Origin of the sequence: Lacticaseibacillus huelsenbergensis (genome assembly GCF_029726355.1) — a bacterium.
GTDB lineage: Bacteria > Bacillota > Bacilli > Lactobacillales > Lactobacillaceae > Lacticaseibacillus > Lacticaseibacillus casei.
Genome location: NZ_CP120687.1, coordinates 2,536,295 through 2,560,385 on the forward strand (window position 1 = coordinate 2,536,295; position 24,091 = coordinate 2,560,385).

Here is a 24,091-nt window from a genome sequence, read left to right on the forward strand (position 1 = left end):
ATGGAACATGGCGTTTGGTAAGTTAGGCGAAAAATTCAACAACTTCTTTGCCATGGATGATGATGAAGATGATTATCAGGACCAAGAAGACGAACAGACGCAGGCAGCGCAGCCGGAGGATCGGAATGTGAATCACTACCGTAGTAACAAAGTTGTCGCTATGGGGGCACCGACCGGTAAAGCTGCCAAGATCGTGGTGTTTGAGCCTAGAATTTACTCGGACGCCAAGGAGATTGGGTCGCATTTGCTGAATAATCGAGCGGTGGTCATTAATTTTGATCGCATTGGCGCAGATGATGCCAGGCGGATCGTCGATTTCTTGACCGGGACTGTCTACGCGATCAACGGCGAGATTAAGCGGATCGGTGAGTCGATTTTCCTGGTTACACCAGCCAATTTTGAAATTGACGGCTCCTTAGCCAGCACCATTGATTCTGACGGTTTGAATCTTTCATCACAACACTAAACGAGGTGTCAAGTGTTCAATTTTCTTTATGCATTATACCGAGTCGGTGACTGGGCGATTTACTTATACATGATCATGGTGTTTGTTTACATTCTGATTTCATGGTTTCCTAACGCTCAAGGGACGGCGATTGATCGCTTCCTGGAACGGTGGGTTGATCCGTTTTTAAGTATTTTCCGGCGGTTCATTCCCGCAATTGCCGGGTTGGATCTTTCTCCGATCCTGGCGTTCTTCGTGCTTTCGCTGATTAAGTTCGGCTGGTCGCGTTTATTCTTGATACTCGTTCAATTAATTGGGTGACAAATCATGGACGCCATCTATCAACATTTTCGAAAAGACGAAGCAGCACTGATCGACCATTTCGCTGAATTAGTCGAAACGGCTCGGACCGAGTATCGCGCTGTTTTGACTGATTTTACCGATCCCCGACAGCGTTTAATCGCTGACAGTCTGATCAGTGCCCACGATGACATGAAACTCATGCATTTTGGCGGGTATCCGCATGCCGAGCGCCAACGGTTGATTTTTGCGCCGGATTATTATGAAGCACAACCGGATGATTTTGATATTCGCCTGTTGCAGATTGTGTATCCGGAAAAATTTGCCGAGATGCATCATAGTACGATTCAAGGAACATTATTAAACGCCGGACTGGATCGCGATGTTTTTGGCGATATCATTACAGACGGGCAAACGTGGCAATTCTTTGTGGCCGCCCACATGGAAGACTGGGTCATGAGCAATATCTCGAAAATTGGCCGTGTCGGCGTTCACTTTACCGACTATCCGTTAGATCAGGCGGTCACTCCCGAGAATGACTGGGAACCGATTGACTTTTCAATCAGTGCGTTGCGACTCGATACGGTTGTGGCGCATGGTTTCAATATGTCGCGGCAACGCGCCAAGATTTTGATTCAAGGCGGAAAAGTACGGTTGAATTTCGGTGAAACCGAGGCGCCGGATGCTGAAGTTGCGACGTCGGATATCATCTCGGTTCGCGGTTTCGGCCGCTTGCGATTGGATGCGATTCTTGGTGAAACCAAAAAAGGTAAGTTGCGTGTGTCGGCGGCGGTTATTCATAAATGAGGATGAGCGCGAGCTGGCGCGGTTAGAAGCCGGAGTGTAAGTGGTCATGGACGTGATGGCTGGGCTTTGCCATTGCGACCAAGGTCCTTACACGCAGGCTTCTGCGCCAGGGAGCGCGTTACGGTAAGCGTGAGCTGGTGCAAGAACCAAGCTCACGCTCATCCTAGTAGAGGAGGACTAATTTCATGGCTTTAAGTCCACTGGACATTCATAATAAAGAATTTAGCAGCAAAATGCGCGGTTATGACAAGGATGAAGTGAATGATTTTCTTGCCCAGATCGTTAAAGATTACAGCAGTCTGATTAAGGACAATGAAGGACTTAAGAAGGAACTGGCAGATGCCAAGGAAAAGGTTCGGTATTTCACGGACATGAAGGAAGCCCTGAACCAGTCAATCATTGTGGCGCAAGAGAGTGCTGAGAAAGTCAAAAATAGTGCGCATCAGGAAGCTGATTTGATCAAGCAGCAAGCACAACAGGATGCCCAGGCGATTTTGAATCGGGCCAAATCCGATGCGGATCAAAAGATGCACCAGGCACAGGCGCAAACGGAGCAGACGTTGCATGATGCGGAACTGAAACGGCAAAATATTTCCGTTCAGACCGAGGATCTTAAACGCCAAAGTCGGGTTTTCCGTCAGCGATTGCAGGTCATGTTAGAATCGCAGCTTGAAGTTGTGAAGAGTCCGGAGTGGAAAGAATTGCTTTCCAGCTCACCTGAAGCACCGGATACCACGGACCCGAGTCAAGAATCGCTTGACAATTCGCCAGCTGGTTTCGTAAACTCTAAGGGAGCAGCTTCCGGTGCCGATGCCTACACGGAGATTATTTTCCCAGATGATCAAAGTGCAACCTCAAGCTCAGCCAACGCTGAAGCAACACCGGCTGATTCGGCGACTGCTGAGTCGGAATCGGAATCAAGTGAGTCGAACAGTGACGATTCTGATGCGACAACCGATCAAAATGTTTAAAAACGTATGAACACGCGTCGTTTAGCGGTCCCCTTTGCAGCGAGCCAGGAATTAGGTGTGAGCCTGGCAAGTACCGCTTGATGATATCAGTTCGCAGTTGTCTCGCCGAGTCAATAAGCGGGACCGGTTGATCACCGTTAAGCAATCACTGAGGGGGACTTGTTCCCTGAAGTTAGGTGGTACCACGTTTGCTCGTCCTAATATAGGGCGGGCTTTTTTCATTCAATCAACAAAAGGAGCTGGACACGTGAAAATTAAAGATACGTTGAATATGGGGAAGACGACTTTCCCGATGCGCGCCGGATTGCCAAAGAACGAGCCGGTTTGGCAAAAGAAGTGGGACGAAGACCATGTTTATGAGCAGCGGCAGAAGTTAAACGAAGGCAAACCGACCTTCATGTTGCATGATGGCCCACCATTTGCTAACGGCAATATTCATATGGGGCATGCTTTGAATAAGATCAGCAAGGATATTATCGTTCGGTATAAGTCCATGAACGGTTTCCGGGCACCATATGTTCCTGGCTGGGATACTCATGGACTGCCGATCGAACAGCAATTGGCCAAACAAGGGGTCAAGCGCAAGGAAATGTCGATGACCGATTATCGGGAACTGTGTCGGCAATTTGCCATGAAGGAAATTGATAAGCAGCGGACTGATTTCAAGCGTTTAGGCGTCATGGGTGACTGGGAACATCCATACATTACACTGCATCATGCTTATGAGGCCAGCGAGATCCGGGTCTTCGGGGCAATGGCGAAAAAAGGCTACATTTACCATGGCTTGAAGCCGGTTTATTGGTCATGGTCATCTGAATCGACGTTGGCCGAAGCCGAAATCGAATATCACGATGATAAATCACCGTCGATTTATGTTGCGTTTCCGGTAGTTGATGGCAAGGGCTTGTTGGATCAGGATACATCGCTGGTTATCTGGACCACCACGCCTTGGACCATTCCGGCTAACTACGGCATTGCGGTTAATCCGAAGTTTGATTACGTTCAGGTTCAAGTTGGCGACCACAAGTATGTTGTGGCAGCCGAACTGCTTGATCAGGTGGCTGAAGAAATTGGCTGGGATCAGCCTAAGATTCTCAAAACTTTCAAAGGCACGGCCATGGACAAAATGACGGCCAAGCATCCTCTGTATGATCGTACAAGCTTGGTTATGGAAGCTGACCATGTCACGCTTGATGCCGGGACCGGCCTGGTTCATACCGCTCCTGGACATGGGGAAGATGACTACAAAGTCGGCATGAAATATGGCTTGCCCGTGATTTCGGTCGTTGACGCCAAGGGCTACATGAACGAAAATGCGCCGGGATTTGAAGGGGTCTTTTATGATGATGCCAATAAGCTCATCACCAAAGCCTTAACTGAAAAGGGCGCACTGTTGAAACTGGATTTCTTCACCCATAGTTACCCGCATGATTGGCGTACCAAAAAGCCGGTCATTTTCCGAGCCACAACGCAATGGTTTGCCTCAATTGAAGCTTTCCGTGATCAGATTTTGAAGGCGATTGATACAGTCGACTTTAAGCCTAGTTGGGGTAAGACCCGTCTGTACAATATGATTCGTGATCGTGGTGACTGGGTCATTTCCCGCCAACGTGCATGGGGGGTTCCGCTCCCGATTTTCTACGCTGAAGACGGCGAACCGATTATCGAAGAAGAAACCATTAACCATGTCGCCGACTTATTTGGCAAATATGGCTCCAATGTCTGGTTTGAACGCGAGGCTAAGGATCTTTTGCCGGAAGGGTACACGAACCCGCATAGCCCGCATGGTCAATTCACCAAAGAAAAAGATATCATGGATGTCTGGTTTGACTCAGGTTCATCACATCAGGCAGTCTTGGCTCAGCGTCCGGAATTGAGTTTCCCGGCTGATCTGTACCTGGAAGGATCCGACCAGTATCGTGGTTGGTTTAACTCCAGCTTGATTACCAGTGTTGCCGCAACCGGTGTCGCCCCATATCGTGGCATCCTGTCTCAAGGCTTCACGCTTGATGGCAAGGGTCGGAAAATGAGTAAAAGTCTAGGCAATACCATTGTGCCTGCCACAATTGAAAAGCAATTTGGCGCCGAGATCATTCGGCTGTGGGTCGCAACCGTGGACTCCTCGTCTGATGTCCGGGTTTCGGTTGACAATTTTGCCCAGACGTCTGAGGCTTATCGTAAAATTCGCAATACGTTGCGGTTTATGGTGGCTAATACCGGTGACTTTGATCCGCAAAAGGATGCCATTGCTTATGACGACCTCGGCTCCGTTGATCGCTATCTCATGGTTCGTCTGAATCAGGTCATTGCTAAGGTCAAGGCGGCCTATGATGTCTATGATTTTGCCACGGTTGAAAAAACCATTAGCAGTTTCCTGGTTAACGATCTGAGTGCCTTTTATCTCGATGTTGCCAAGGATGTGGTTTATATCGAGGCCCAAAACGATCCTAAGCGGCGGAGCATGCAGACAGTGATGTATACCGCTTTGCTAGATCTGACGAAGTTGCTGACGCCGATTTTGCCGCATACAGCGGAAGAAGTTTGGCCGTATCTGAAACAGGATACTGCTTACGCTGCCTTGTCTGACATGCCGGACGTTACGCATTTTGACGACGAGGATCAGTTACTCGACATCTGGTCAGCATTCATGGATTTCCGTTCCGAAGTGCAAAAGGCGCTTGAAGTTGCGCGGGACAACAAGGTGATCGGCAAGTCCATGGAAGCAGCCGTTACGGTGTATCCATCCGGACCGGTTCGTGACATGTTGGATGATGTTGAAGCGAACGTGATGCAACTGTTGATCACCAGTCACTTTGAAGTTGCGCCAAGCGATGCCAAAGCGCCGGCAGATGCCGAACAGTTCGAAGATATGGCAGTGGTTGTGACCCACGCTAAAGGGGAAGTATGCCCACGTTGCCGGATGGTTCGCACTGACATTGGGACTGATCCAAAATTACCTGAATTGTGCAGTCGCTGTGCCGCCATCGTTGAAGCCAATTACCCTGAGGCTGTCGCAAACGGTTTTGATAAATAAGCAGGTGACAGGATGCAAGGACGAGTTAAGAATTTCAATGTCGACAAAGGCTACGGTTTTATCGAAGCCGATGGGCAGCCGGATATTTTCGTTCATTTCTCGGCGATTAATGAACCCGGGTTTAAAAGTCTGACGCCGGGCGAACTGGTTGACTTTGTTATCGTTGAAGGTCCCCGTGGTCCTCAGGCTGCCAATGTGACGGTTCATCATGAGGCGGATCATTCAGACGATCAATGAACTGGCAGATATAAAGGTGCCACAATCATTCAATTAAAAGAATCGGCATGATAAAAAACCGTGATCACAGTTGATCGCGGTTTTTGTATACAGCCTATTTATATGCTAGAAATATGGAGCAGGTTACTTGTTGACTTCTTCGATTTTGCCGTCGTACGTGCGGGCAACGGTCATTTTGGTGATGGGGATGTAACCCAGCTTAGGAACCAGCGTCTTTTGAACATTCTTTGATTGAATGTAGTTGATGAATGCAGCGGTTGATGCGTTAGGCTTACCCTTGGTGTACATGTGCTCGTAAGCCCAGATCTTCCAGGTGTTGGTCGTCACATTTTTGTCAGTTGGTTGCACCTTGTCCAGTGCGAGCTTTTGGACGCCATCTTTAATTGCCGAGAAGGCTAGATAGCTAATCGCACCGGGCGTTGAGGAAACCATCTGATAAACGGTACCGCTTGAATCCTGTTCCTGACTGGTCTTGACTTTGTCGGTCTTGATACCGAACTGTTCAAAGGTGGCACGGGTACCGGAACCTTGCGCACGATTAATCAAAACAATTTGTTGATCTTTACCGCCAACGTCTTTCCAGTTGGTGATCTTGCCTTGGAAGATATCGACCAGCTGCTGGGTTGTAATGTTCTTAACACCGGCATCTTTGTTAACAACTGGGGCAATGGCAACTACCGCGACCTGATGATCAACCAGGTCGCTGGCCTTCAAGTCTTTCTTTTCCTGAGCGAAAATGTCTGAATTGCCGATGGTGACTGATCCAGCCGCCACCTGACTTAATCCGGCACCGGAACCGCCGCCTTGAACGGTGATTTCGGCCTTAGGATTGTCGGTTTGATATTGCTTAGCGGCCTGCTCAACAAGCGGCTGCAGGGCTGTGGACCCAACGGCAAGGATTTTACTTTGCTTCGCTGGTGCCGAGCTTGCCGAGCTTGAACTGCTGGCGGATTTCGACCCGCAACCCGTTAATACCAAAGTGGCAGTTAAGGCCACGGTCAAACCGACTAACAACTTCGAATGCTTCATTACTTTTCCCTCCAATACTTGAATAACTTAAGGATAAAGAATGAGTGTAAAGACTTCGCCACTTTGATGTAAAGAATGCGTTTTGCTTTTGTAAATAAGGTGTAGGTTCCTTTGAAAAAGTAACAAGATTCGGCGTATAATGGTACAGCTAGGCGTTTTAGAAGGAGCGGAAAATGTGAAAAATTACATTGATAACCAAAAAGTCCAGAAAAACCGGTGGTGGATCATCACGGCCATCGGGATGTTTACCATCATGTCGACGCTGGACGGGTCTATTGTCAATATTGCGTTGCCGGTGATGAGTCGAGATTTGAAAATTCCGATGAATCAGGCCGAGTGGGTTGTATCCATTTATCTGATGATGATCTGTGGATTGCTTTTATTTTTCGGAAAATTAGGCGATTCGATTGGCAAGATCAAAGTATTTCGTATCGGGATGGTGCTGTTTCTCATCGGTTCTCTTTTTGCCGGGTTTAACAATAGTTTGGCGTTGTTGTTGGCGGCACGAATTGTGCAGGCAACGGGCGCATCCATGACGATGGCTAATAACAACGGGATCGTGACCGAAATCTTTCCAATGAATGAACGCGGGCGAGCCTTGGGTCTCATTGGGTCGTTTGTTTCTATTGGCGCAATTGCCGGACCCGGGATTGGCGGGTTGATTCTGGGTCAACTGCCGTGGGGCTACATTTTTTGGATCAATATTCCGATTGGCATTGTGGCGTTGATTCTCGGATCGATTGTTTTACCGAAGGATTTACCCAGCAAGCGGGTTCCGATTGACTGGTCAGGCTTCATTAGCTTTTTAGGGTTTATTCTGACCTTGTTCATGGGTATTTTCCTGGGTCAGGAACGTGGCTTTACAGATCCGGTGATTCTTGCACTGTTCGTCATCGCCTTGATCGCATTGGCTGTCTTTGTTCGGATTGAAAATCATAAAACCGATCCGTTAGTCAGCTTTAAGTTATTTCGGAATAGCGCGTTTACGTTAAGTTTGTTATCGGCTTTCTTTATTTTTGTGACGAACTTCTTCTTTAATGTGATCTCGCCATTTTATTTACAAAATGCGCGCGGCTTATCACCGGAAAAAGCTGGCTATCTACTGATGATTTTCCCGATTGTCCAGGTGATTGTGGCGCCGGTGGCTGGTTCAATTGCCGATCGCATCGGACCTTACCGGATTACCATGGTGGGGTTGTTGTTCATCGTGGGCAGCCAAGTCGGCTATGCGTTATTCAATTTGCAGACGTCATTTGTTTTCGTGGCATTGATGATTGGCTTAGTCGGGTTTGGTAATGGCCTGTTCCAGGCGCCGAATAATACGGTCGTGATGTCGAGTGTCGCGCCGCAGGATCTCGGGATTGCAGGCGGCTTGAATGCTTTGGCCCGTAACTTAGGTATGGTTGTCGGCATTTCGACGGCGACGACAGTTTTGTTCTCCTCGATGAGTCACACCGCCGGGCGGAAGGTAACGACTTATTTAAACGGTCGTCCTGATGTCTTTATCGCAGGGATGCATGTATCCTTTTGGGTCGCGACCGGTTTGTGCCTCTTAGCCTTGGCATTGACAGGTTATCGGATGTGGCAAATTCGTGATGTTGCCGATGCTTAATCTGGGAAGGCGACGTCACTGAGGATCCGCTGGAAGTGAGTCAAAAAAAGTCCGCGATGACGAAGATCGCGGGCTTTTGACATTATTCAAAGTTTAACTGGAAGCTTAGGCTCGTTAAACATGCGGCGTGACGTCTTTAGGATTTTGACCATTCATATCGCCGTGGGTATAATTTAGCAATTGTTGCTTAAGTTCGCCTTCCATTTGTACAAGCTGTTTTTCGGCATTCTGACGCTTGACGCGGCCATCTTGCTGAATTTGCAAAGTCTGTTTCAAGGTATCGATCAGATCGTTTTGTGTCTGCGTCAGCGTCTCGATATCGACAACGCCGCGTTCATTTTCTTTGGCGGTTTCAATCGAACTGATCTTCAGCATCTCACTGTTCTTCTTCAGCAAATCGTTGGTTGTTTCCGAAACTTGACGCTGTGCGGTGACCGCATTTTTTTGACGCAAAAGGGTGAGGGCGATAGCCACCTGGTTTTTCCATAGAGGAATGGCAGTGTTGACACTGGCTTGGATTTTTTCTGCCAGCGCCTGATTGGTGTTTTGGATCAAGCGAATCTGCGGCGCTTGCTGAATGGTAATTTGCCGCGCTAATTGCAGATCATACGCCCGTTTTTCCAAACGGCTGGCGAACTGCCGCAGATCGTTGACTTGCTGAATCGCCATTTGGTCATTAGCTGCTTCGGCGGCCTTGGCTGCTTCAGGGATCGTTTTATCATTTAATTCGGCCAGCTTCAGGTTCGCCGCTTCAATGTAAATATTCAAGGCATCAAAATACGCCTTGTTTTGGTCATAAAGCTCGTCTAAAAGCTTGTTGTCGTTTAACAAACCCTGTTGTGATGTTTCGAGCCGGTTGGCAATCGTGTCGATTTGAGCACCGATTTTTTGGTACTTTGCGGTGATTTCATAAATAGATCGCTTGACACGGCCAAAAATTTTGCGGAAAATATTGTTATTTTCTGCTTTGAGTTCGTCAGGATTGGCTTCATTTAGACGCGTCATCAGGCTGGTTAAAGCGTCACCAACGGCACCGGTGTCTTGGCTTTGCACCTTCGTCAGCATGTTTTGAGAGAAGACCCCAAGCTGCTTTTGGGCATCGGCACCGTAGTTTAAGACAGTTTCGCCTTTAGTGACATCAATTTTGCTGGCCAAGTCCTGCGCTTTGGCTTCCTGTTCCGGGGTCAGTTTCGGCTTGGCTGTTGCTGCCTCGGAGATTTTGGGCGCGGTATCGCTTGCGCCGGATGAGGTGCTGAAGGGATCCGCTAATAGGTCATCGGTCAAATTTGTTTGTTTATCGTCGCTCACGTTGGTCACTCCGTTTCATGCATCTTATTAGGATCAAGATGTTTCTTGGCAAGGCGGACATCGCTATCCAGGTCATCCAAGTCATCTTTAATGAAGGTTTGATAATCGGTGCGGATCTTACCCGCCATCCCGGTCATCGTTTCAAAGGCCTTATCTAACGTTTCGTAGGTGTCAGCCGTTTTGACTTCATGGTGTGTGATTTGGGCATATTTCTGCATTAGATCCAACAGATTCGGGACCTGTTGATAGACAAAGGTGCCGGCGTCTGTCAGCCGCTGCGGAGCTTGCACCAGTGCCTCGAAATAAGCGTGCAGCAAATCGATCAAATCGGTATTAAGTGTGAGCGCACGAAGCTTTGGCACCTCTTTGGTCAATGCTTCAATGGTCCGAATTTGATCGGCAAGTTCAGCCATGGTCTTTCTAAAAAGTTTGATTTCTTCATCACTTAATCCGGAAGCCGCATAGTGTTCAGCCATTTTTGGATCCAAACTTGGCAGACTGGTGGATTTTGGCTTCGGTCGGCTTAGTTCACCGATAAAGCGAGCGAAGGCAAACACAACGCCGACAAAAACAGCGATTGCCCAACGCCCGGATAAGGCACCTAATACCGCACCCATGGCGGCCCAGAGTATGATTCGCCAAATGCGAATACGTTTGCTTGTGGCCACGAGATCACTTCCTCTTTCGTTTGAGTTTAGTTTAGCACAGTCCTATAGGTTGACTATCAGCCGGAAGTTGGATATTCGCAAATTTTTTGTTAAGATCAAGCATTGCATCGTTTGCTGGTGTAAGCTGATGACATGATCTTTCATAAAAGTGGTGTTTGGCAACGTTTTGAGTCGGTTAACGATTCGTTGATTGACGGCTTGGTACTTGTGACTAAATAGGACGAGGAGGCGGCTGCGATGGAGGAAAAACCGATTGCACAACAACGGGTATTTACGGGTGAATTGGTAGCAGTAGATGAACTGACGGTTAAACTGGCCGATGATCAGACAGCTAAGCGGGAAATCGTGCGTGCACAGCCGGCTGCGGGCATTTTGGCGTTGAGAAGACACCAAGCCATGTTTGTCAGTCAATTCCGGTCAACTGTTGGCCAGGCAACGCTGGAAATTCCAGCAGGTAAGATCCACCAAGGCGAGATGCCACTGGCTGCTGCCCAACGCGAATTAAATGAAGAAACCGGTTTAAAAGCGTTGAATTGGCAGCCGCTTGCCAGTTATTTTCAATCACTTGGCTTTTCGGATGCGACCATGGCACTTTTTTTGGCTCGCGAATTGACCCCCGCTGATCAGCGCCTGCCGCAAGATGCCGATGAATTTGTGAACAGTCATTGGCTAACCTTTGATGAAGCCCAACAAGCAGTCGATGATGGCCGAATTTGTGACAGTAAGACGTTGTTAGCCTTGTTTTATTGGCAGCAGCAGGAGGAACAGCATGGCAGAAGTTAACACGCGTAAAGCCTACCGTGAAGCCCAGAAGAAAAAGAAGCAAGAAGCTCGTGATCGCGAAGCCAAACGGGTTGAAGTGGAAAAAGAATACGCCCGGCAGACGCGCGACAAGCCAGAGGTTAAGGCGGCACGTTTTGATGAAATCACATTTCGTAAAGTGAATAGCCTCAAGAAGCGGCTGAATTGGGCGATCGGCATTGTCTTTGGGTTGATTGTGATTGTCTTTTTGGTTCTTTATTTTGGCTAAGGGATGTATCGAACCTACGAGGCGTAAAAATAGCGTCATAATTAATAGAGAAAACGAGGGGATTTTTTGATTAAAGTCGGTGTGATTTGTGCGATGGAAGAGGAAATTCGCACGTTGTTGGCGCGGCAAACCCAGCAAAAAGAGACGGTTATTGCCAGTCAACATTATTTTGAAGGCAAGATTGGCGATGTCGATGTGATTTTGGTACAATCCGGCATCGGCAAGGTGCAAGCCGCGATGACAGCGGCATTGCTGTTGGCGACTTATAAACCTGACGTTGTCATTAATACCGGTAGTGCCGGTGGGATTGGCCACGGGCTGGCGATCGGTGATGTGGTTATTTCCAGTGGCGTGGCTTATCATGATGTGGATGCTACGGCCTTTGGCTACTTGCCGGGGCAACTTCCGCAACAGCCGCAGATTTTTGAAGCAGGTATGTCTTATGTGACGCAAATTCAAACAGCGGCTGCGGCAACTGGTTTGACGCCCAAAGTAGGCTTGATTGTATCAGGGGACCAATTTATTAACGGGAAAGAAGCTATTGCCCGTATTTTGAAAACCTATCCGCAGGCACTTGCCAGTGAAATGGAAGGTGCGGCAGTCGGCCAAGTTGCCAAAGAGTTCCACACCCCATTTGTCGTGATTCGCGCCATGAGTGACGTGGCCGATGAGCAATCCGGGGTTGATTTTGACAAGTTTGTGATTAAAGCAGGTGAGCAAAGTGCCGCAATGTTGTTGCAGTTCTTTGCCCATTTACAGGCATCTCAGCATGATTAGGAGCTGATTTTTTTATGCAACATATTTATCTTGATAATGCCGCAACAACGCCAATGGCACCTGAAGTTATTCAGACGATGACGGATCAAATGCAGCATGACTTTGGTAACGCGAGCTCGACTCACTGGTTTGGACGGGAAGCACATACCGTAATGGACAAAAGTCGAAAAATTCTGGCCGATTCAATTCATGCCCAGCCCGGCGAGATGGTCATCACCAGTGGCGCCACCGAAAGCAACAATACGGCCATTACCCAGACGGCGCATGCCCGCGCTGCTTTGGGGAAGCACATCATTACAACTGCGATTGAACATCCTTCAGTCTTGCAGCCACTGAAGGCCCTGGAAAAAGAGGGCTTTCGGGTCACCTATCTGCCGGTTGACGAAAATGGGCGGATTCTGTTGGCGGATTTTGACGCAGCCTTGGATGATGACACGATTCTGGTCACGATCATGATGGGCAACAACGAGGTCGGTAGCCGCATGCCAATCACTGAAATCGGCGAACGGCTGGTGGATCATCAAGCCTGGTTCCACACCGATGCCACTCAAGCGTATGGATTACTGGATATTGATGTCAAAACCCAGCACATTGATATGTTGAGTGTGTCCGCGCACAAAATCAACGGACCAAAGGGGATCGGCTTCTTATATCGCGATCCCAAAGTGCAATTTCCATCGTTGCTAAAAGGCGGCGAGCAGGAACTCAAACGCCGTGCAGGCACCGAAAACATTGCCGGTATTGCCGGTTTTGCAACGGCCGTTGAGCTGATCACTTCTGAAGAAAAGGCAAAGCGCCAGACCAAATATCTTGGCTTCAAGAAACAAATCATGAACGCCTTAGATGATGCCGATATTCCTTACGCAATTAATGGCGACATCAGACCTGATAACGTTAATCACGTCTTCAACTTGTGGCTGAAGGGCATTTCCACCTATGCCTTACAAACCAACCTCGATTTGGCTGGTGTGGCTGTTTCAGGCGGATCTGCCTGCACGGCTGGGTCGCTGGAGCCATCACATGTCTTGACCGCAATGTTTGGTGCGGACAGCCCGCGGTTAGGTGAATCGATTCGCCTTTCATTTGGGGCACAAACCACTCAGGAAGACATTCAGGCCTTCATTGATACGCTGTTGCCGATTGTCCAACGGCTGACCGTTAAACAAGCCGCACAGTAGCCTCATGATATGCTAAACTTAATGATAGTAAAGCGTGTTCATGAGGAGGATGTTTCACAATGGCATTAGCACCCACAGGATCTGCGCAAGGCGATCCTAAGACTTATCGAATTGGTTCAGAGTTGAAACGGTTCACGTTGATTGATCTTGGCTTTGTTCAGACCAAGAATGGCAATTTTCAGTTGCAACGGTCTCTGGATCCTAACTCACCGTATACGACGGCGAATAAGCTGAAAATGACGGTAGCTAAGAACTTGGACAAGTTTCAACTTGATGTAACCACTGGGAACGGCTTAAAGGCGATTAACATTTTTAAAAACGACCGCACCAAAGAAAATGTTGAACAGTATCAGTACTGGGTTAACAATTTAATTGAACGCGGCGTTATTGAGCCTAAGTAATCGGGTTTGAAACTAGCAGTAATCTTCTTGTGTGTGAGGAGATTGCTGCTTTTTTCTTTGAGCATGAACGATTGATTCGCCGTGATGGGGTCATACTTGAAAAGTAAAAGTGCTAAGCTGGTATTATTAAGAATTTTTTAGCGTAAGCCGGCGCGTTGTGGTGAACGCGCGTCAGCAAGCACACGAATGGTTAGGGGGACGCTGGATGTTCGAGCACGGTTTTATCGAAGTGCATAACGCCAATCAGAATAATCTGCAACATGTGAATATTAAAGTTCCAAAGTACGCGATTTCCGTTTTCGTCGGCCGTTCTGGGTCAGGCAAGTCGTCGTTGGTCTTTGATACCATCGCGGCTGAATCGCGGCGGGAACTCAATGAAACCTTTCCCAGCTTTACCCAGCAATATCTGCCCAAGTATGGCCAACCTGATGTGGGCTCAATTGACCATTTGCCTGTCGCCATCGTGGTCGAGCAAAAACGAATCGGGAAAAATGCCCGGTCAACCCTAGCTACCTATACCGGGATTTATTCACTTTTACGGCTGCTGTTTTCCCGAATCGGCAAACCCTTTATCGGCTATTCGGACACTTTTTCATTCAATCTACCGCAGGGGATGTGCCAAACGTGTCAGGGACTCGGCTATGTCGATGATATTGATGTTAAAAAGTTGATCGATCCGAACAAATCGTTAAACGAAGGCGCCATCACGTTCGTCAGTTTTGGGCCCGATACTTGGCGGTGGCGGCGCTATGCCTATAGTGGGCTGTTTGACAATGATAAGCCGTTGCGGGATTATACGCCGGAAGAAATGAAACTATTGCTGTACGCGCCGCAACAGACACTCGAGCATGCACCTGCCAAGTGGCCGCGAACGGCTCTGTATGAAGGGGTTGTGCCGCGCATCAAGCGATCGATTATTGGCAAAAAAGAAGCGGAGCACCACAAAGCGGCACTTGCCGAAATCGTGACGCGCAAGCCCTGTCCTGCATGCCATGGCACCCGCCTGCGTCCGGAAGTGTTGACCTGCCTCATCAATCAGACCAACATTGCGCAGGTATTAAAAATGGATCTGGTCAATGTGCGGGAGTTTTTGAAGAAAATTCAGGTCCCATTGGCGCAAGATGTGATTCGCGAACTGTTGCGGAAAATCGATGCTTTAATTGATATCGGGTTAGGTTACCTTTCGTTGGATCGGCCGACAGAAACACTTTCAGGTGGCGAGACCCAGCGCATCAAAATCGCTAAGTTTCTGACCAGCGCCTTGGTCGACATGGTTTATATTCTTGATGAGCCAAGCGTCGGCCTCCATCCGCATGACATCGAATTGATTAAGCGGGCACTGGTGCGGTTAAAGCAAAAAGGTAATACGATTTTGATTGTCGAACACAATCCGGCGTTAATTGCATTAGGTGATTACATTGTCGAAGTCGGTCCCGGTGCCGGCACAACCGGTGGCCATATCACGTTCACCGGCACTTATCCACAGTTGCTGGCTAGCCAAGCGTTGACTGGCCGTCTGCTTAAACAGCGACTGACGTTTCGTCAACCGCGGCCAGCCAAGACGACGCTTGATCTGCCTCACATTAAGCGGCACAACTTGAAAGATGTCCATGCCGTCATTCCCTTGGGCATCGAAACCGTGATTTCCGGAGTTGCTGGCTCAGGTAAAAGTACGCTGGTCAGCGCATTACGCGATCATTTGACGGTGCCATATATTGACCTGGCACAGGCCGACATCGGTGCCAACATTCGCTCAACGCCGGCAACTTACCTGAAAATTCTGGACCCGATTCGCAAAGTTTTTGCCCACGCGAACCATGTAGGCAGCAGTTGGTTTAGCTACAACGGCAGCGGCGCTTGCCCACGCTGCAAAGGTAAAGGGGTGACGATCACGAACATGGCCTTCATGGATCCGGTTGTCTCCGTCTGCGAACAGTGCCACGGGCGGCGTTATAACGATCAGGCACTGAGTTACACCTATCACGGGCAAAATATTGCCGACGTGTTACAAATGCCGATTGCTAAGGCGCAAACCTTTTTCGCTGAAACAAGTGAGATTGCCAAGCCGCTACGGAATATGGCGCGGGTGGGGCTTGATTACTTAACACTCGGCCAGCCGCTGACCACGTTGTCAGGTGGGGAAAAGCAGCGTCTCAAGCTGGCGGTTGAATTAAATCGCACGGGCGAAGTTTACCTACTAGATGAACCGACAGCCGGCCTCCACTTACAGGACATCACCAAATTGTTGCGCTTGTTTGACGATTTGGTGGACGCCGGAAATTCACTGATCATTGTCGAACACAATCTGCAAGTCATCAGTCAGGCCGATTGGTTAATTGATATGGGTCCTGATGCCGGCATTTATGGTGGGCGGATTTTATACGCCGGAACCCCGGAAGCTAGCATGCAGGTCAAGCAATCCCGAACCGGCCAGGCATTGCGACAATATAACGAAGCCCCGGAACGGCGGGCATAATGCCAGAAGCAGGGTAATCGGCGCCGCTTAACCGTCACAGCACGTCTAGTCGATTTAAAAAACTTGGTCCACTTTAACCCAAAAGTCGGAAAAGGCTTGTACAGAGCTGTGCTTGCTATCTTTTTGTGGCCTGCTATAATAACACTTACTGGAATTCGACCTTCAAATCGGATATCTCCAGAATCTGATGAAATGATGGTGATTGTTTTGGACAATTCCAACACCCGGGTTGTTGTCGGCATGTCTGGCGGCGTTGACTCCAGTGTCACGGCGCTTTTGCTGAAGCAACAGGGATATGATGTTGTCGGTGTCTTCATGAAAAATTGGGACGACACCGATGAAAATGGTGTTTGTACGGCGACCACGGATTACGAGGACGTTGCTAAGGTAGCAAGTGAAATCGGGATCCCTTATTACTCGATCAATTTCGAAAAAGAGTACTGGGACCGGGTTTTTCAGTATTTCCTAGACGAATATAAAGCCGGCCGGACACCGAATCCCGATGTTATGTGCAACAAGGAAATTAAGTTCAAGGCATTTTTGGACTATGCTGAGCAGTTAAATGCGGACTACATTGCGATGGGCCATTATGCGCAAGTGAAGACCGATGAGGATGGCGTGACTCACATGTTGCGTGGGGCTGATGGTAATAAAGACCAGACATATTTCTTGAGTCAGCTTTCCCAGGATCAGCTTAAGAAGTCGATGTTTCCGATTGGCCACCTGCAGAAGCCGGAAGTACGTAAGATTGCGGCTGCTGCGGGACTTGCTACAGCGAAAAAGAAGGATTCGACCGGTATTTGCTTTATCGGTGAGCGGAACTTCAAGCAGTTTCTAAGTACCTATCTGCCAGCGCAGCCCGGTAAAATGATGACCGTTGATGGTGTCGAGATGGGCACCCATGACGGGCTGATGTATTATACGATCGGTCAGCGTCAAGGCCTTGGCATCGGCGGCAATTCGCAAAATTCTGAGCCTTGGTTTGTTGTTGGCAAAGATTTAGACAAGAATATCCTTTACGTGGGCCAAGGTTTTGATAATCCTGCCTTGATGGCCACGAGTCTCAGTGCGTCAAACCTTAACTGGACAACCGGAGAGGCGCCTGCAGAAGGCACCCACATGACAGCAAAGTTCCGCTATCGTCAGCGTGACACGGGCGTTACGATTCACTATCATGCGGACGGTACAGCCACGGTTGATTTTGACGAGCCGGTTCGTGCCATCACTCCCGGTCAGGCCGTTGTCTTTTATGACGGCGACGAGTGCTTAGGCGGCGGCACCATTGATGCAGCTTATGCCCACACGAATGAGTTACAGTACGTTTAGTAACAAATAATGACCGATTACAAAAGCTTCAGCCTTGGAGATGCTTGTCGTCTCTAGGGCTGATTTTTTTTGAGCGTGAGCCGACTCCTGCGCCGGCGAAAGCGTTATAGGTACCACTTGTCAGTTTTGATCCATCCCTGAGTGTGCTTGATATTTATGGCGAAAATACTGATAATGAAAAGGTTAAGACGTAAAAGGAGAGCGGCTTGTGACCAAATTATATTTTGTACGCCATGGCAAAACCGAATGGAATAATCAAGGACGTTATCAAGGCGCAAATGGGGACTCCCCGTTGCTTCCGGAAAGTTTTGAGCAAATCAAGGCATTGGCCGACTATTTGCGTGGTATGCATTTTGCCCACGCCTATGTGAGTCCGCTTAAACGTGCGCGGGTGACGGCGCAGACTTTAATCAAAGATTTGGATGAAACAATTCCGTTAACGGTTATGCCAGCGTTGCGGGAATTTAACCTAGGAAAAATGGAAGGCATGACGTTCAGTGATGTTGCCAAGCATTTTCCGGCAGAGCTCCATGCTTTTCGCCATGAACCGGCTGCTTATGACCCGCGAAAAATTCATGGCGAGTCGTTTTCCCAGCTGATCAATCGCGCCATTCCGGCCATCGTTGCAACAGTTGCGATGGATCGGAGCGGTGAGGCTAATTTGTTGTACGTCAGTCATGGCGCCGCGTTGGCTGCAGTCATTCAGAGCTTGCTGGGGACGCCATTAGCCGAGATTCGCAAAGACGGTGGCCTTACAAACAGCAGCGTGACGATTTTACAGGCAGATGGACCAAGCCTGCCGTTTAAATTAATCGACTGGAACGAGACCGGCTTTTTACCGGAACCCCCAAAACCAACCGACACCATTTGATTTTTGGGACAGCATGACCACGATATGAGTAAAGAGGTTGTTATGGATTCAGATATTTTAACCGCATTTAATCAAGGAAAACACGAAGAGGCCATACGTGCAGCCGTCAAAGCCATTGATGCTGCGCCGAAAGATCCTAAGCGCTATGCCATGTTGGCAACAATGCTCATCAGCTTGAAGGCCTTGGACCAGGCGGGTGAACTGCTCGCCAAAGCGCGCAACCTTTTCCCGACTGATATTGAACTCCAATATACAGCCGGCTTATTTGCCTATGCACAGGCGGATTATCCAGCCGCAGCAGCCTGGTTTGCCAAATGTCGCAAGGACAAGCACCTCAAAAACGATGCCACTTACATGTTGGCGTTGAGTTATCAACAGGCAGGTCAAACCAAAAAAGCCCTCGCATTTGCTCTCACCGCCCACGAATTGGCACCTAAACAAACCGACGCGGCTTTGCTTGCAGCTGATTTGTTGTTGGCAGCGCAGGCATTTGACGCGGCAGCGGACATTTTGAAGCCATTGCTTGACGCCAAACAACCGCAAATTCTGTTTACTTATGGCATGGCGTTAAGTGCCGCTGGCAAAGATGGTAGTCATTATCTGGATGAAGCCAAGCGACTCGATCCAAAGGGCTATGATCAAAAGGCCAGCGCGGTCGCCGACATCAACCGGTTTTTAAAGCTGCAGGAGGGTCACGATGGACAGGCATGAGGATAGTGTCACCGGCCGGGTCAAAAGCATTTTCTTTCAGAATCCGACGAATTTTTTTAAAATTCTCCTGATTGACATTACCGCCACGACGATCACCTGGACCGAGCCGGACATTGTCGTGACCGGCACGTTTGGTGATATCAAAGAAGACGAAACTTACACGTTTACCGGTCACGTAATCGACCATCCCAAGTATGGTCAACAGTTTCAAGCAGATAATTATCATGTTGATCAGCCAACCAACAAAACCGGTTTGATCAATTACCTCAGTTCGGATAAGTTTCCGGGTATCGGGCCAAAAACTGCCGAGAAGATCATTGGTAAGCTTGGGGTAGATGCGATTAATCAGATTCTCGATGATCCGGCATCGCTTGAAGGACTTGGCATCACCGCTGCAAAGCGAAAAATGCTGGTTGACAATCTTAAGACGAATCAAGGCATGGAACGCGTCATCATCGGACTGAATGATTACGGCTTCACCAGTAACATGGCGGGGCGGATTTATCAGCAATACCAAAATGACGCGCTTGAAGTGATTAAGCAAAATCCATATCAACTCATCAATGATATTGCCGGCATCGGGTTTACCCGTGCGGATCAAATTGCCGCCAAATTGAATATCGCACCGGATTCGCAATTGCGTCTCGGCGGAGCCGTCATGGACACGTTGCAACGCCTGACCGATGGCGAAGGGGACACTTTTGTCGAACTGCGCACGCTCGTTACCCAGACACTTGATTTGTTAGAGCGGGCACGGAATATTGCCGTTAAGCCAGATGACGTTGGTCAGGCCATTGTGACCCTTGCTAAAGATAATGAGCTGGTCGCTGAGGACAAACGGATCTTTCCTAAACGGCTCTATGATTCGGAGTGGCAGATTGCTCGTCAGTTGAAGGGATTAGCCGAAGCAGGCGCGAAGGCTGAAGAACCTGAGCTGCCAGATATTGAAAAAACGTTAGCCGAAGTACAGGCAGACACCGGCATTGCCTACGATGATGTCCAAAAAAAAGCAATTGTGACGGCGTTGCGATCCCCGATTTTTCTATTGACGGGCGGTCCTGGTACCGGAAAAACGACCGTGACAGATGGGATCGTCCGCACTTATGCGCGACTACATGATCTTTCGTTAGATGCCAATCAGTATAACTCGGATGATCCATTTCCAATCATGCTGGCAGCGCCGACTGGCCGTGCAGCTAAGCGAATTAGCGAGACGACGCAATTACCGGCCAGTACCATTCATCGGTTATTGGGACTAGGTGTGGATACGCAGGATTTTGCGCCTAATGATCTGCCGGACGGGCTGTTGATTATTGACGAAATGTCGATGGTCGATACGTATTTATTTCGCACGCTGTTGACCGCGCTTCATCCTGGCATGCAGATTGTGCTAGTGGGAGATAAGGATCAGCTTCCTAGCGTCGGTCCGGGACAGGTTTTTGCGGATCTTTTACGCAGCGGTGCATTGCCCCAAGCCGCATTAACCCATATTCATCGCCAAGACGCCGATAGTTCGATCATTCCGTTAGCCCATGCGGTGAACGCCGGCAAACTTCCTGACGATTTCACGCAACCACAAGTGGATCGCAGTTTTTTGGCATGCGCGCCCAACCAAGTGCCGGAGGTCGTAGGTCAAGTTGTGAAGCGGGCGGCCGTCAAGCAATTTTCGATCGCCGACATTCAGGTGTTAGCACCAATGTATCGCGGAACCGCGGGAATTGATCGCCTCAACCCAATGTTGCAGAATATTTTGAATCCTAAACGCAGCGCGCGGACCAAAACCGTTCATTTTGGCGACACCGAGTATCGAATCGGTGATAAAATCCTGCAGCTGGTCAATGATCCTAACCAGAATGTGTTTAATGGCGAAATCGGCCAGATTGTCGGGATCACGTTAGCCAAAGAAGCACCCAGCAAAACCGATGAGCTGACGATTGACTTTGACGGCAATGAGATCACGTATAAGCGTAGCGATTTTAGCAAAATCACGCTGGCCTATGCGACGTCGATCCACAAAGCTCAAGGGAGCGAATTCCCGATGGTGATTTTGCCGCTAACCTTGCAAAGTCGGCGAATGTTGCGGCGAAACTTGCTTTATACCGCCATTACCCGAGCAAAGTCATTTCTGATTTTGGTGGGTGAACTTGCAGCTTTTGAAACGGCGGTTGGTGAAGTGGCAGTGAATCGGCATACTGGGTTGGTTCAGCGGTTGCAGCAGGTGTTTGACATCGAAGGATCGCAAACGGCTGTCGAAGAAGCTACGGTACCACAACCAGCGTTGCCGCAAGAACCCACGCAAATTGACACAAATGGTTCCGACTCGGATAATGAAGTTAGGCCTGCCAAAACGGCGCCGCACCAGTTAACGCCGGCATTAGCAGCCTCACAGAAAATTGATCCGATGATTGGAATGGATGGTATAACCCCGCAAATGTTTATGACGAAGGAGAATTAATTTTGTATGGAGGACAACATACGCAAGTCACTGGTCATTAAGCCAGTGACGCCTAAGGATCTTGAGCAGTTCAATGATCTTTTGACTTATGTGTTTCAGGTTACGCAAAAAGACTTAGAACAATCCGGCTATGAAGAAGGCGAGTTGGAGCGGGCCAAGCGTCCGGTTTTGGAAAAATCAGATGTGCTGGGGTGGTTCCATAAAGATGAGCTTGTTAGCTCGCTTGCTATTTATCCTTGCACGGTGAACATTCATGGGACGTTGTATCAAATGGCCGGACTAACCGGCGTCGGGACTTATCCGGAATACGCGGGTCATGGACTGATGCACGATTTAGTTAAGTTGGGCTTGGAGCATATGCGCAGCCACAAACAATGGATTTCGTATCTGTATCCCTACAGCATTCCGTTTTATCGCAAAAAAGGCTGGGAGATCATGTCGGATCATCTCACGTTTGACGTCAAAGATACCCAGCTGCCGAAACAGGTTAATGTTCCTGGCCACGTTGAACGTTTGGAAATTGATGATCCTGACGTGATTGAGACATACAACCGTTTCGCCATGAAAAATCACGGTGCCATGATCCGCAACCAGTTAAACTGGGACGAGTACTGGCGCTGGGAAAATGAAGAAGAACGGACTGCAGGTGTGTACTATGATGCCGACGATCAACCTCAAGGCTATGTTCTGTATTGGATTGCGGACGAAGTTTTTCATGTGAAGGAAATGATCTACACCAATCAGGAAGCCCGCGTCGGGTTGTGGAACTTCATCAGTGCCCATTTTTCGATGGTGACGCATGTTAAAGGCAACATTTACAAAAATGAGCCGTTGCATTTTCTCTTGGATGACGGGGATATCTATCAAACCATTAAACCTTACTTCATGGCGCGGATTGTGGATGTCAAAGCCTTCTTGGCACAATACCCGTTTGCAACCGAGACAACGGAACCATTCCACTTTATTGTGAGTGATCCGTTAGCGCCATGGAACAACGGCACCTTTGGGGTTTATTGGGATGAAAATCAGCAGGTGCACATTACCGATCGGCCGGTTGGTGAAGCCATTACGACTGACATTCAGACACTGACAACCATGCTCATGAGTTATCGGCGGCCTTCTTATTTGGCTCAAATCGAACGGCTTTCGGCAAGTAAACACGCCATTAAATTGTTGGAAAATGCCGTGCCAATGGAAGAGCCTTACTTTTCGGATTATTTCTGATTGGATTTTGGTAGCACAATTTAAGTAACCGGTTTAGCGCACGCTGATCAATACGAACACTGAATAGCGTGAAAAGGCACCGCAGTTTGTGAAATTTCACAAACTGCGGTGCCTTTTTGTCATTCATTTAAATACTGCGGTCAATCCAAAAGCGTTGGCTGGCTACCGAAAAGTCTATTTCAAATGGTCGCGTTCCCATCTCTTCACCATCCATCTGGCCGAATTCCAGGGAGCTGGTCTCGACCGTTAGTTTATTCGCATGAAAAAGGTGAACGGCTTTGCTGGTCGGTGTTTTGCCGCGCAGCAATTGTAGCATCGCCAAGGCCCAGGAGACGATATTGAACCATTCCACGATCACTAGGTCTAACTGGCCATCAGTCGGATCGGCGGGTTTGTAAAGCCGGATGCCGCCGCCGAAGTAAGGAATATTCGTGGTGGTACAAATATAAGCATGGTGAAAAAAATGGCGGACACCTTTTTCATAAACTGCCACTGGAAAAGGGCGGCGGGTCAGTAACATGCCGAGAACATGGAATAAGTAGGTTAACTTGCCGAGGTGGAATTTGTTTAACAGTTGCTTACTGTCGCTGTGATTGGCGGCATTGACGACGGCTGCATCAAACCCAATGCCGATATTGTTGACAAAATAACCGGATTCATCGCGAGTTCGTTCGTGGTAGCGACCGATATCAATTGTAACCGGTTTAGAGGCTTGCAGAATCTGTTCTAGCGCATGCATCGGGTCCTCTGACATACCGATGCCCCGCGCGAAGTCATTGCCCGATCCGGCTGGTACATAGGCAACCGGGATATCATGTTGACGAGTGCCGATTAATCCATTGATAGCCTGATTCAACGTGCCATCGCCGCCGATCACCAACAAAACCGGATGTTCATGCGTGTTGAAGTTACCGATCTGTTTGGTAATAACGTTGGTATGGCCAGGATAACGCGAGGTTTTGATCGCGTAAGGCAACTGGCGCTGATCCAAGACGGCCTTAACCTGTTTAAAAATCGGGATGGCCGCACCGCCACCAGCCGCCGGGTTATAGATAAGATAATAAAAAACAGCCGCCATCAACTTTCCTCCTAATCAGACACGCAATCAATTATACCGAAAAACTGAAGAAAAACAATGCAATGACGTCCTCTCCAGAAGCCAAAAAAAATACCGTACTGCCGGCAACAATGCGGCAGTACGGCCATGATCGACATTTTGAACAACGATTGT

22 protein-coding genes are annotated in these 24,091 nt (G+C 48.7%); 18 read left to right on the forward strand and 4 right to left on the reverse strand.

All coding sequences use genetic code 11. From position 1 onward, the window contains the following. Window positions 1-7 precede the first annotated feature (7 nt). From LHUE1_RS11740 to LHUE1_RS11765, 6 genes are all read left to right on the forward strand, one after another. Window positions 8-466, forward strand: coding sequence for a cell division protein SepF (locus LHUE1_RS11740; RefSeq protein WP_049169720.1), 459 nt, complete (start codon window positions 8-10; stop codon window positions 464-466). 12 nt (window positions 467-478) lie between these two features. After that, a complete protein-coding gene (locus LHUE1_RS11745) occupies window positions 479-766 on the forward strand; it encodes a YggT family protein (RefSeq protein ID WP_010488652.1) in 288 nt (95 codons plus the stop codon). Between the two features lie 6 nt (window positions 767-772). Continuing rightward, on the forward strand, window positions 773-1,552 hold the full coding sequence (locus LHUE1_RS11750; RefSeq protein ID WP_049169721.1) for a YlmH family RNA-binding protein: 780 nt from the start codon (window positions 773-775) through the stop codon (window positions 1,550-1,552). 185 nt (window positions 1,553-1,737) lie between these two features. Continuing rightward, complete coding sequence (locus LHUE1_RS11755) at window positions 1,738-2,523, forward strand: DivIVA domain-containing protein (protein WP_049169722.1); 786 nt, start codon at window positions 1,738-1,740, stop codon at window positions 2,521-2,523. Between the two features lie 247 nt (window positions 2,524-2,770). Next, window positions 2,771-5,557, forward strand: coding sequence for an isoleucine--tRNA ligase (ileS, locus tag LHUE1_RS11760; RefSeq protein WP_049169723.1), 2,787 nt, complete (start codon window positions 2,771-2,773; stop codon window positions 5,555-5,557). A gap of 12 nt (window positions 5,558-5,569) precedes the next feature. After that, complete coding sequence (locus tag LHUE1_RS11765; protein WP_049169724.1) at window positions 5,570-5,794, forward strand: cold shock domain-containing protein; 225 nt, start codon at window positions 5,570-5,572, stop codon at window positions 5,792-5,794. A 123-nt stretch (window positions 5,795-5,917) separates the two neighbouring features. Here the strand turns inward: LHUE1_RS11765 and LHUE1_RS11770 are convergent, their stop codons facing one another. After that, window positions 5,918-6,823 (reverse strand): phosphate ABC transporter substrate-binding protein PstS family protein, encoded by a 906-nt coding sequence (locus LHUE1_RS11770; RefSeq protein ID WP_049169725.1) that lies wholly within the window; start codon window positions 6,821-6,823, stop codon window positions 5,918-5,920. Window positions 6,824-6,998: 175 nt separating this feature from the next. On the opposite strand from LHUE1_RS11770, the gene LHUE1_RS11775 reads away from it, so the two are divergent. Next, window positions 6,999-8,435, forward strand: a complete 1,437-nt coding sequence (locus tag LHUE1_RS11775) for an MFS transporter (RefSeq protein WP_049169726.1) — start codon at window positions 6,999-7,001, stop codon at window positions 8,433-8,435. Between the two features lie 114 nt (window positions 8,436-8,549). On the opposite strand, the gene LHUE1_RS11780 is transcribed toward LHUE1_RS11775, so the two are convergent. Further along, entirely contained in the window at window positions 8,550-9,752 is a 1,203-nt protein-coding gene (locus tag LHUE1_RS11780; RefSeq protein ID WP_049169727.1) for a toxic anion resistance protein, read from the reverse strand. After that, window positions 9,749-10,411 (reverse strand): 5-bromo-4-chloroindolyl phosphate hydrolysis family protein, encoded by a 663-nt coding sequence (locus LHUE1_RS11785; protein ID WP_049169728.1) that lies wholly within the window; start codon window positions 10,409-10,411, stop codon window positions 9,749-9,751. Before LHUE1_RS11785 ends, LHUE1_RS11780 begins: the two co-directional genes overlap by 4 nt. A gap of 237 nt (window positions 10,412-10,648) precedes the next feature. Here LHUE1_RS11785 and LHUE1_RS11790 point away from each other — a divergent pair, with 237 nt between their 5' ends. The 11 genes from LHUE1_RS11790 (at window position 10,649) to LHUE1_RS11840 (ending at window position 22,860) form a co-directional block, all read left to right on the forward strand. Further along, on the forward strand, window positions 10,649-11,194 hold the full coding sequence (locus tag LHUE1_RS11790) for an NUDIX domain-containing protein (RefSeq protein ID WP_049169729.1): 546 nt from the start codon (window positions 10,649-10,651) through the stop codon (window positions 11,192-11,194). Then, entirely contained in the window at window positions 11,181-11,441 is a 261-nt protein-coding gene (locus LHUE1_RS11795) for a hypothetical protein (protein ID WP_010488633.1), read from the forward strand. The genes LHUE1_RS11790 and LHUE1_RS11795 overlap by 14 nt, the downstream gene beginning before the upstream one ends. Before the next feature lie 66 nt (window positions 11,442-11,507). Continuing rightward, window positions 11,508-12,218 carry a 5'-methylthioadenosine/adenosylhomocysteine nucleosidase gene (locus LHUE1_RS11800; RefSeq protein WP_010488631.1) on the forward strand — a complete coding sequence of 237 codons (711 nt, stop codon included), beginning with the start codon at window positions 11,508-11,510 and terminating at the stop codon, window positions 12,216-12,218. 14 nt (window positions 12,219-12,232) lie between these two features. Next, window positions 12,233-13,396 carry a cysteine desulfurase family protein gene (locus LHUE1_RS11805; protein ID WP_277848234.1) on the forward strand — a complete coding sequence of 388 codons (1,164 nt, stop codon included), beginning with the start codon at window positions 12,233-12,235 and terminating at the stop codon, window positions 13,394-13,396. Window positions 13,397-13,455: 59 nt separating this feature from the next. After that, window positions 13,456-13,797, forward strand: coding sequence for a DUF1831 domain-containing protein (locus LHUE1_RS11810; protein ID WP_010488627.1), 342 nt, complete (start codon window positions 13,456-13,458; stop codon window positions 13,795-13,797). 205 nt (window positions 13,798-14,002) lie between these two features. Next, on the forward strand, window positions 14,003-16,273 hold the full coding sequence (locus tag LHUE1_RS11815; RefSeq protein ID WP_049169731.1) for an ATP-binding cassette domain-containing protein: 2,271 nt from the start codon (window positions 14,003-14,005) through the stop codon (window positions 16,271-16,273). Between the two features lie 192 nt (window positions 16,274-16,465). Beyond that, window positions 16,466-17,599: a tRNA 2-thiouridine(34) synthase MnmA gene (gene mnmA / locus LHUE1_RS11820; RefSeq protein WP_049169732.1), complete on the forward strand. Its 1,134-nt coding sequence runs from the start codon at window positions 16,466-16,468 to the stop codon at window positions 17,597-17,599. Window positions 17,600-17,807: 208 nt separating this feature from the next. Next, window positions 17,808-18,470: a histidine phosphatase family protein gene (locus LHUE1_RS11825; RefSeq protein WP_049169733.1), complete on the forward strand. Its 663-nt coding sequence runs from the start codon at window positions 17,808-17,810 to the stop codon at window positions 18,468-18,470. A gap of 42 nt (window positions 18,471-18,512) precedes the next feature. Further along, window positions 18,513-19,181 (forward strand): tetratricopeptide repeat protein, encoded by a 669-nt coding sequence (locus tag LHUE1_RS11830; RefSeq protein WP_049169734.1) that lies wholly within the window; start codon window positions 18,513-18,515, stop codon window positions 19,179-19,181. Then, window positions 19,168-21,636 carry an SF1B family DNA helicase RecD2 gene (recD2, locus tag LHUE1_RS11835; RefSeq protein WP_049169735.1) on the forward strand — a complete coding sequence of 823 codons (2,469 nt, stop codon included), beginning with the start codon at window positions 19,168-19,170 and terminating at the stop codon, window positions 21,634-21,636. The genes LHUE1_RS11830 and recD2 overlap by 14 nt, the downstream gene beginning before the upstream one ends. Window positions 21,637-21,642: 6 nt before the next feature. Further along, window positions 21,643-22,860 (forward strand): GNAT family N-acetyltransferase, encoded by a 1,218-nt coding sequence (locus tag LHUE1_RS11840; RefSeq protein ID WP_025012978.1) that lies wholly within the window; start codon window positions 21,643-21,645, stop codon window positions 22,858-22,860. A 127-nt stretch (window positions 22,861-22,987) separates the two neighbouring features. Here LHUE1_RS11840 and LHUE1_RS11845 read toward each other — a convergent pair whose 3' ends face one another. After that, window positions 22,988-23,938 (reverse strand): diacylglycerol/lipid kinase family protein, encoded by a 951-nt coding sequence (locus LHUE1_RS11845; protein WP_025012977.1) that lies wholly within the window; start codon window positions 23,936-23,938, stop codon window positions 22,988-22,990. Window positions 23,939-24,091: the final 153 nt, after the last annotated feature.

Excerpts from the sequence above, each read along its gene's own strand:
- LHUE1_RS11755 (WP_049169722.1), top strand. The coding sequence starts at position 1,738 with ATGGCTTTAAGTCCACTGGACATTCATAATAAAGAATTTAGCAGCAAA.
- LHUE1_RS11810 (WP_010488627.1), top strand. The coding sequence starts at position 13,456 with ATGGCATTAGCACCCACAGGATCTGCGCAAGGCGATCCTAAGACTTAT.
- LHUE1_RS11750 (WP_049169721.1), top strand. The coding sequence starts at position 773 with ATGGACGCCATCTATCAACATTTTCGAAAAGACGAAGCAGCACTGATC.
- recD2 (WP_049169735.1), top strand. The coding sequence starts at position 19,168 with ATGGACAGGCATGAGGATAGTGTCACCGGCCGGGTCAAAAGCATTTTC.
- LHUE1_RS11765 (WP_049169724.1), top strand. The coding sequence starts at position 5,570 with ATGCAAGGACGAGTTAAGAATTTCAATGTCGACAAAGGCTACGGTTTT.
- LHUE1_RS11790 (WP_049169729.1), top strand. The coding sequence starts at position 10,649 with ATGGAGGAAAAACCGATTGCACAACAACGGGTATTTACGGGTGAATTG.
- LHUE1_RS11770 (WP_049169725.1), bottom strand. The coding sequence starts at position 6,823 with ATGAAGCATTCGAAGTTGTTAGTCGGTTTGACCGTGGCCTTAACTGCC.
- LHUE1_RS11840 (WP_025012978.1), top strand. The coding sequence starts at position 21,643 with ATGGAGGACAACATACGCAAGTCACTGGTCATTAAGCCAGTGACGCCT.
- LHUE1_RS11795 (WP_010488633.1), top strand. The coding sequence starts at position 11,181 with ATGGCAGAAGTTAACACGCGTAAAGCCTACCGTGAAGCCCAGAAGAAA.
- LHUE1_RS11805 (WP_277848234.1), top strand. The coding sequence starts at position 12,233 with ATGCAACATATTTATCTTGATAATGCCGCAACAACGCCAATGGCACCT.
- LHUE1_RS11815 (WP_049169731.1), top strand. The coding sequence starts at position 14,003 with ATGTTCGAGCACGGTTTTATCGAAGTGCATAACGCCAATCAGAATAAT.
- LHUE1_RS11830 (WP_049169734.1), top strand. The coding sequence starts at position 18,513 with ATGGATTCAGATATTTTAACCGCATTTAATCAAGGAAAACACGAAGAG.
- LHUE1_RS11845 (WP_025012977.1), bottom strand. The coding sequence starts at position 23,938 with ATGGCGGCTGTTTTTTATTATCTTATCTATAACCCGGCGGCTGGTGGC.
- LHUE1_RS11740 (WP_049169720.1), top strand. The coding sequence starts at position 8 with ATGGCGTTTGGTAAGTTAGGCGAAAAATTCAACAACTTCTTTGCCATG.
- mnmA (WP_049169732.1), top strand. The coding sequence starts at position 16,466 with ATGATGGTGATTGTTTTGGACAATTCCAACACCCGGGTTGTTGTCGGC.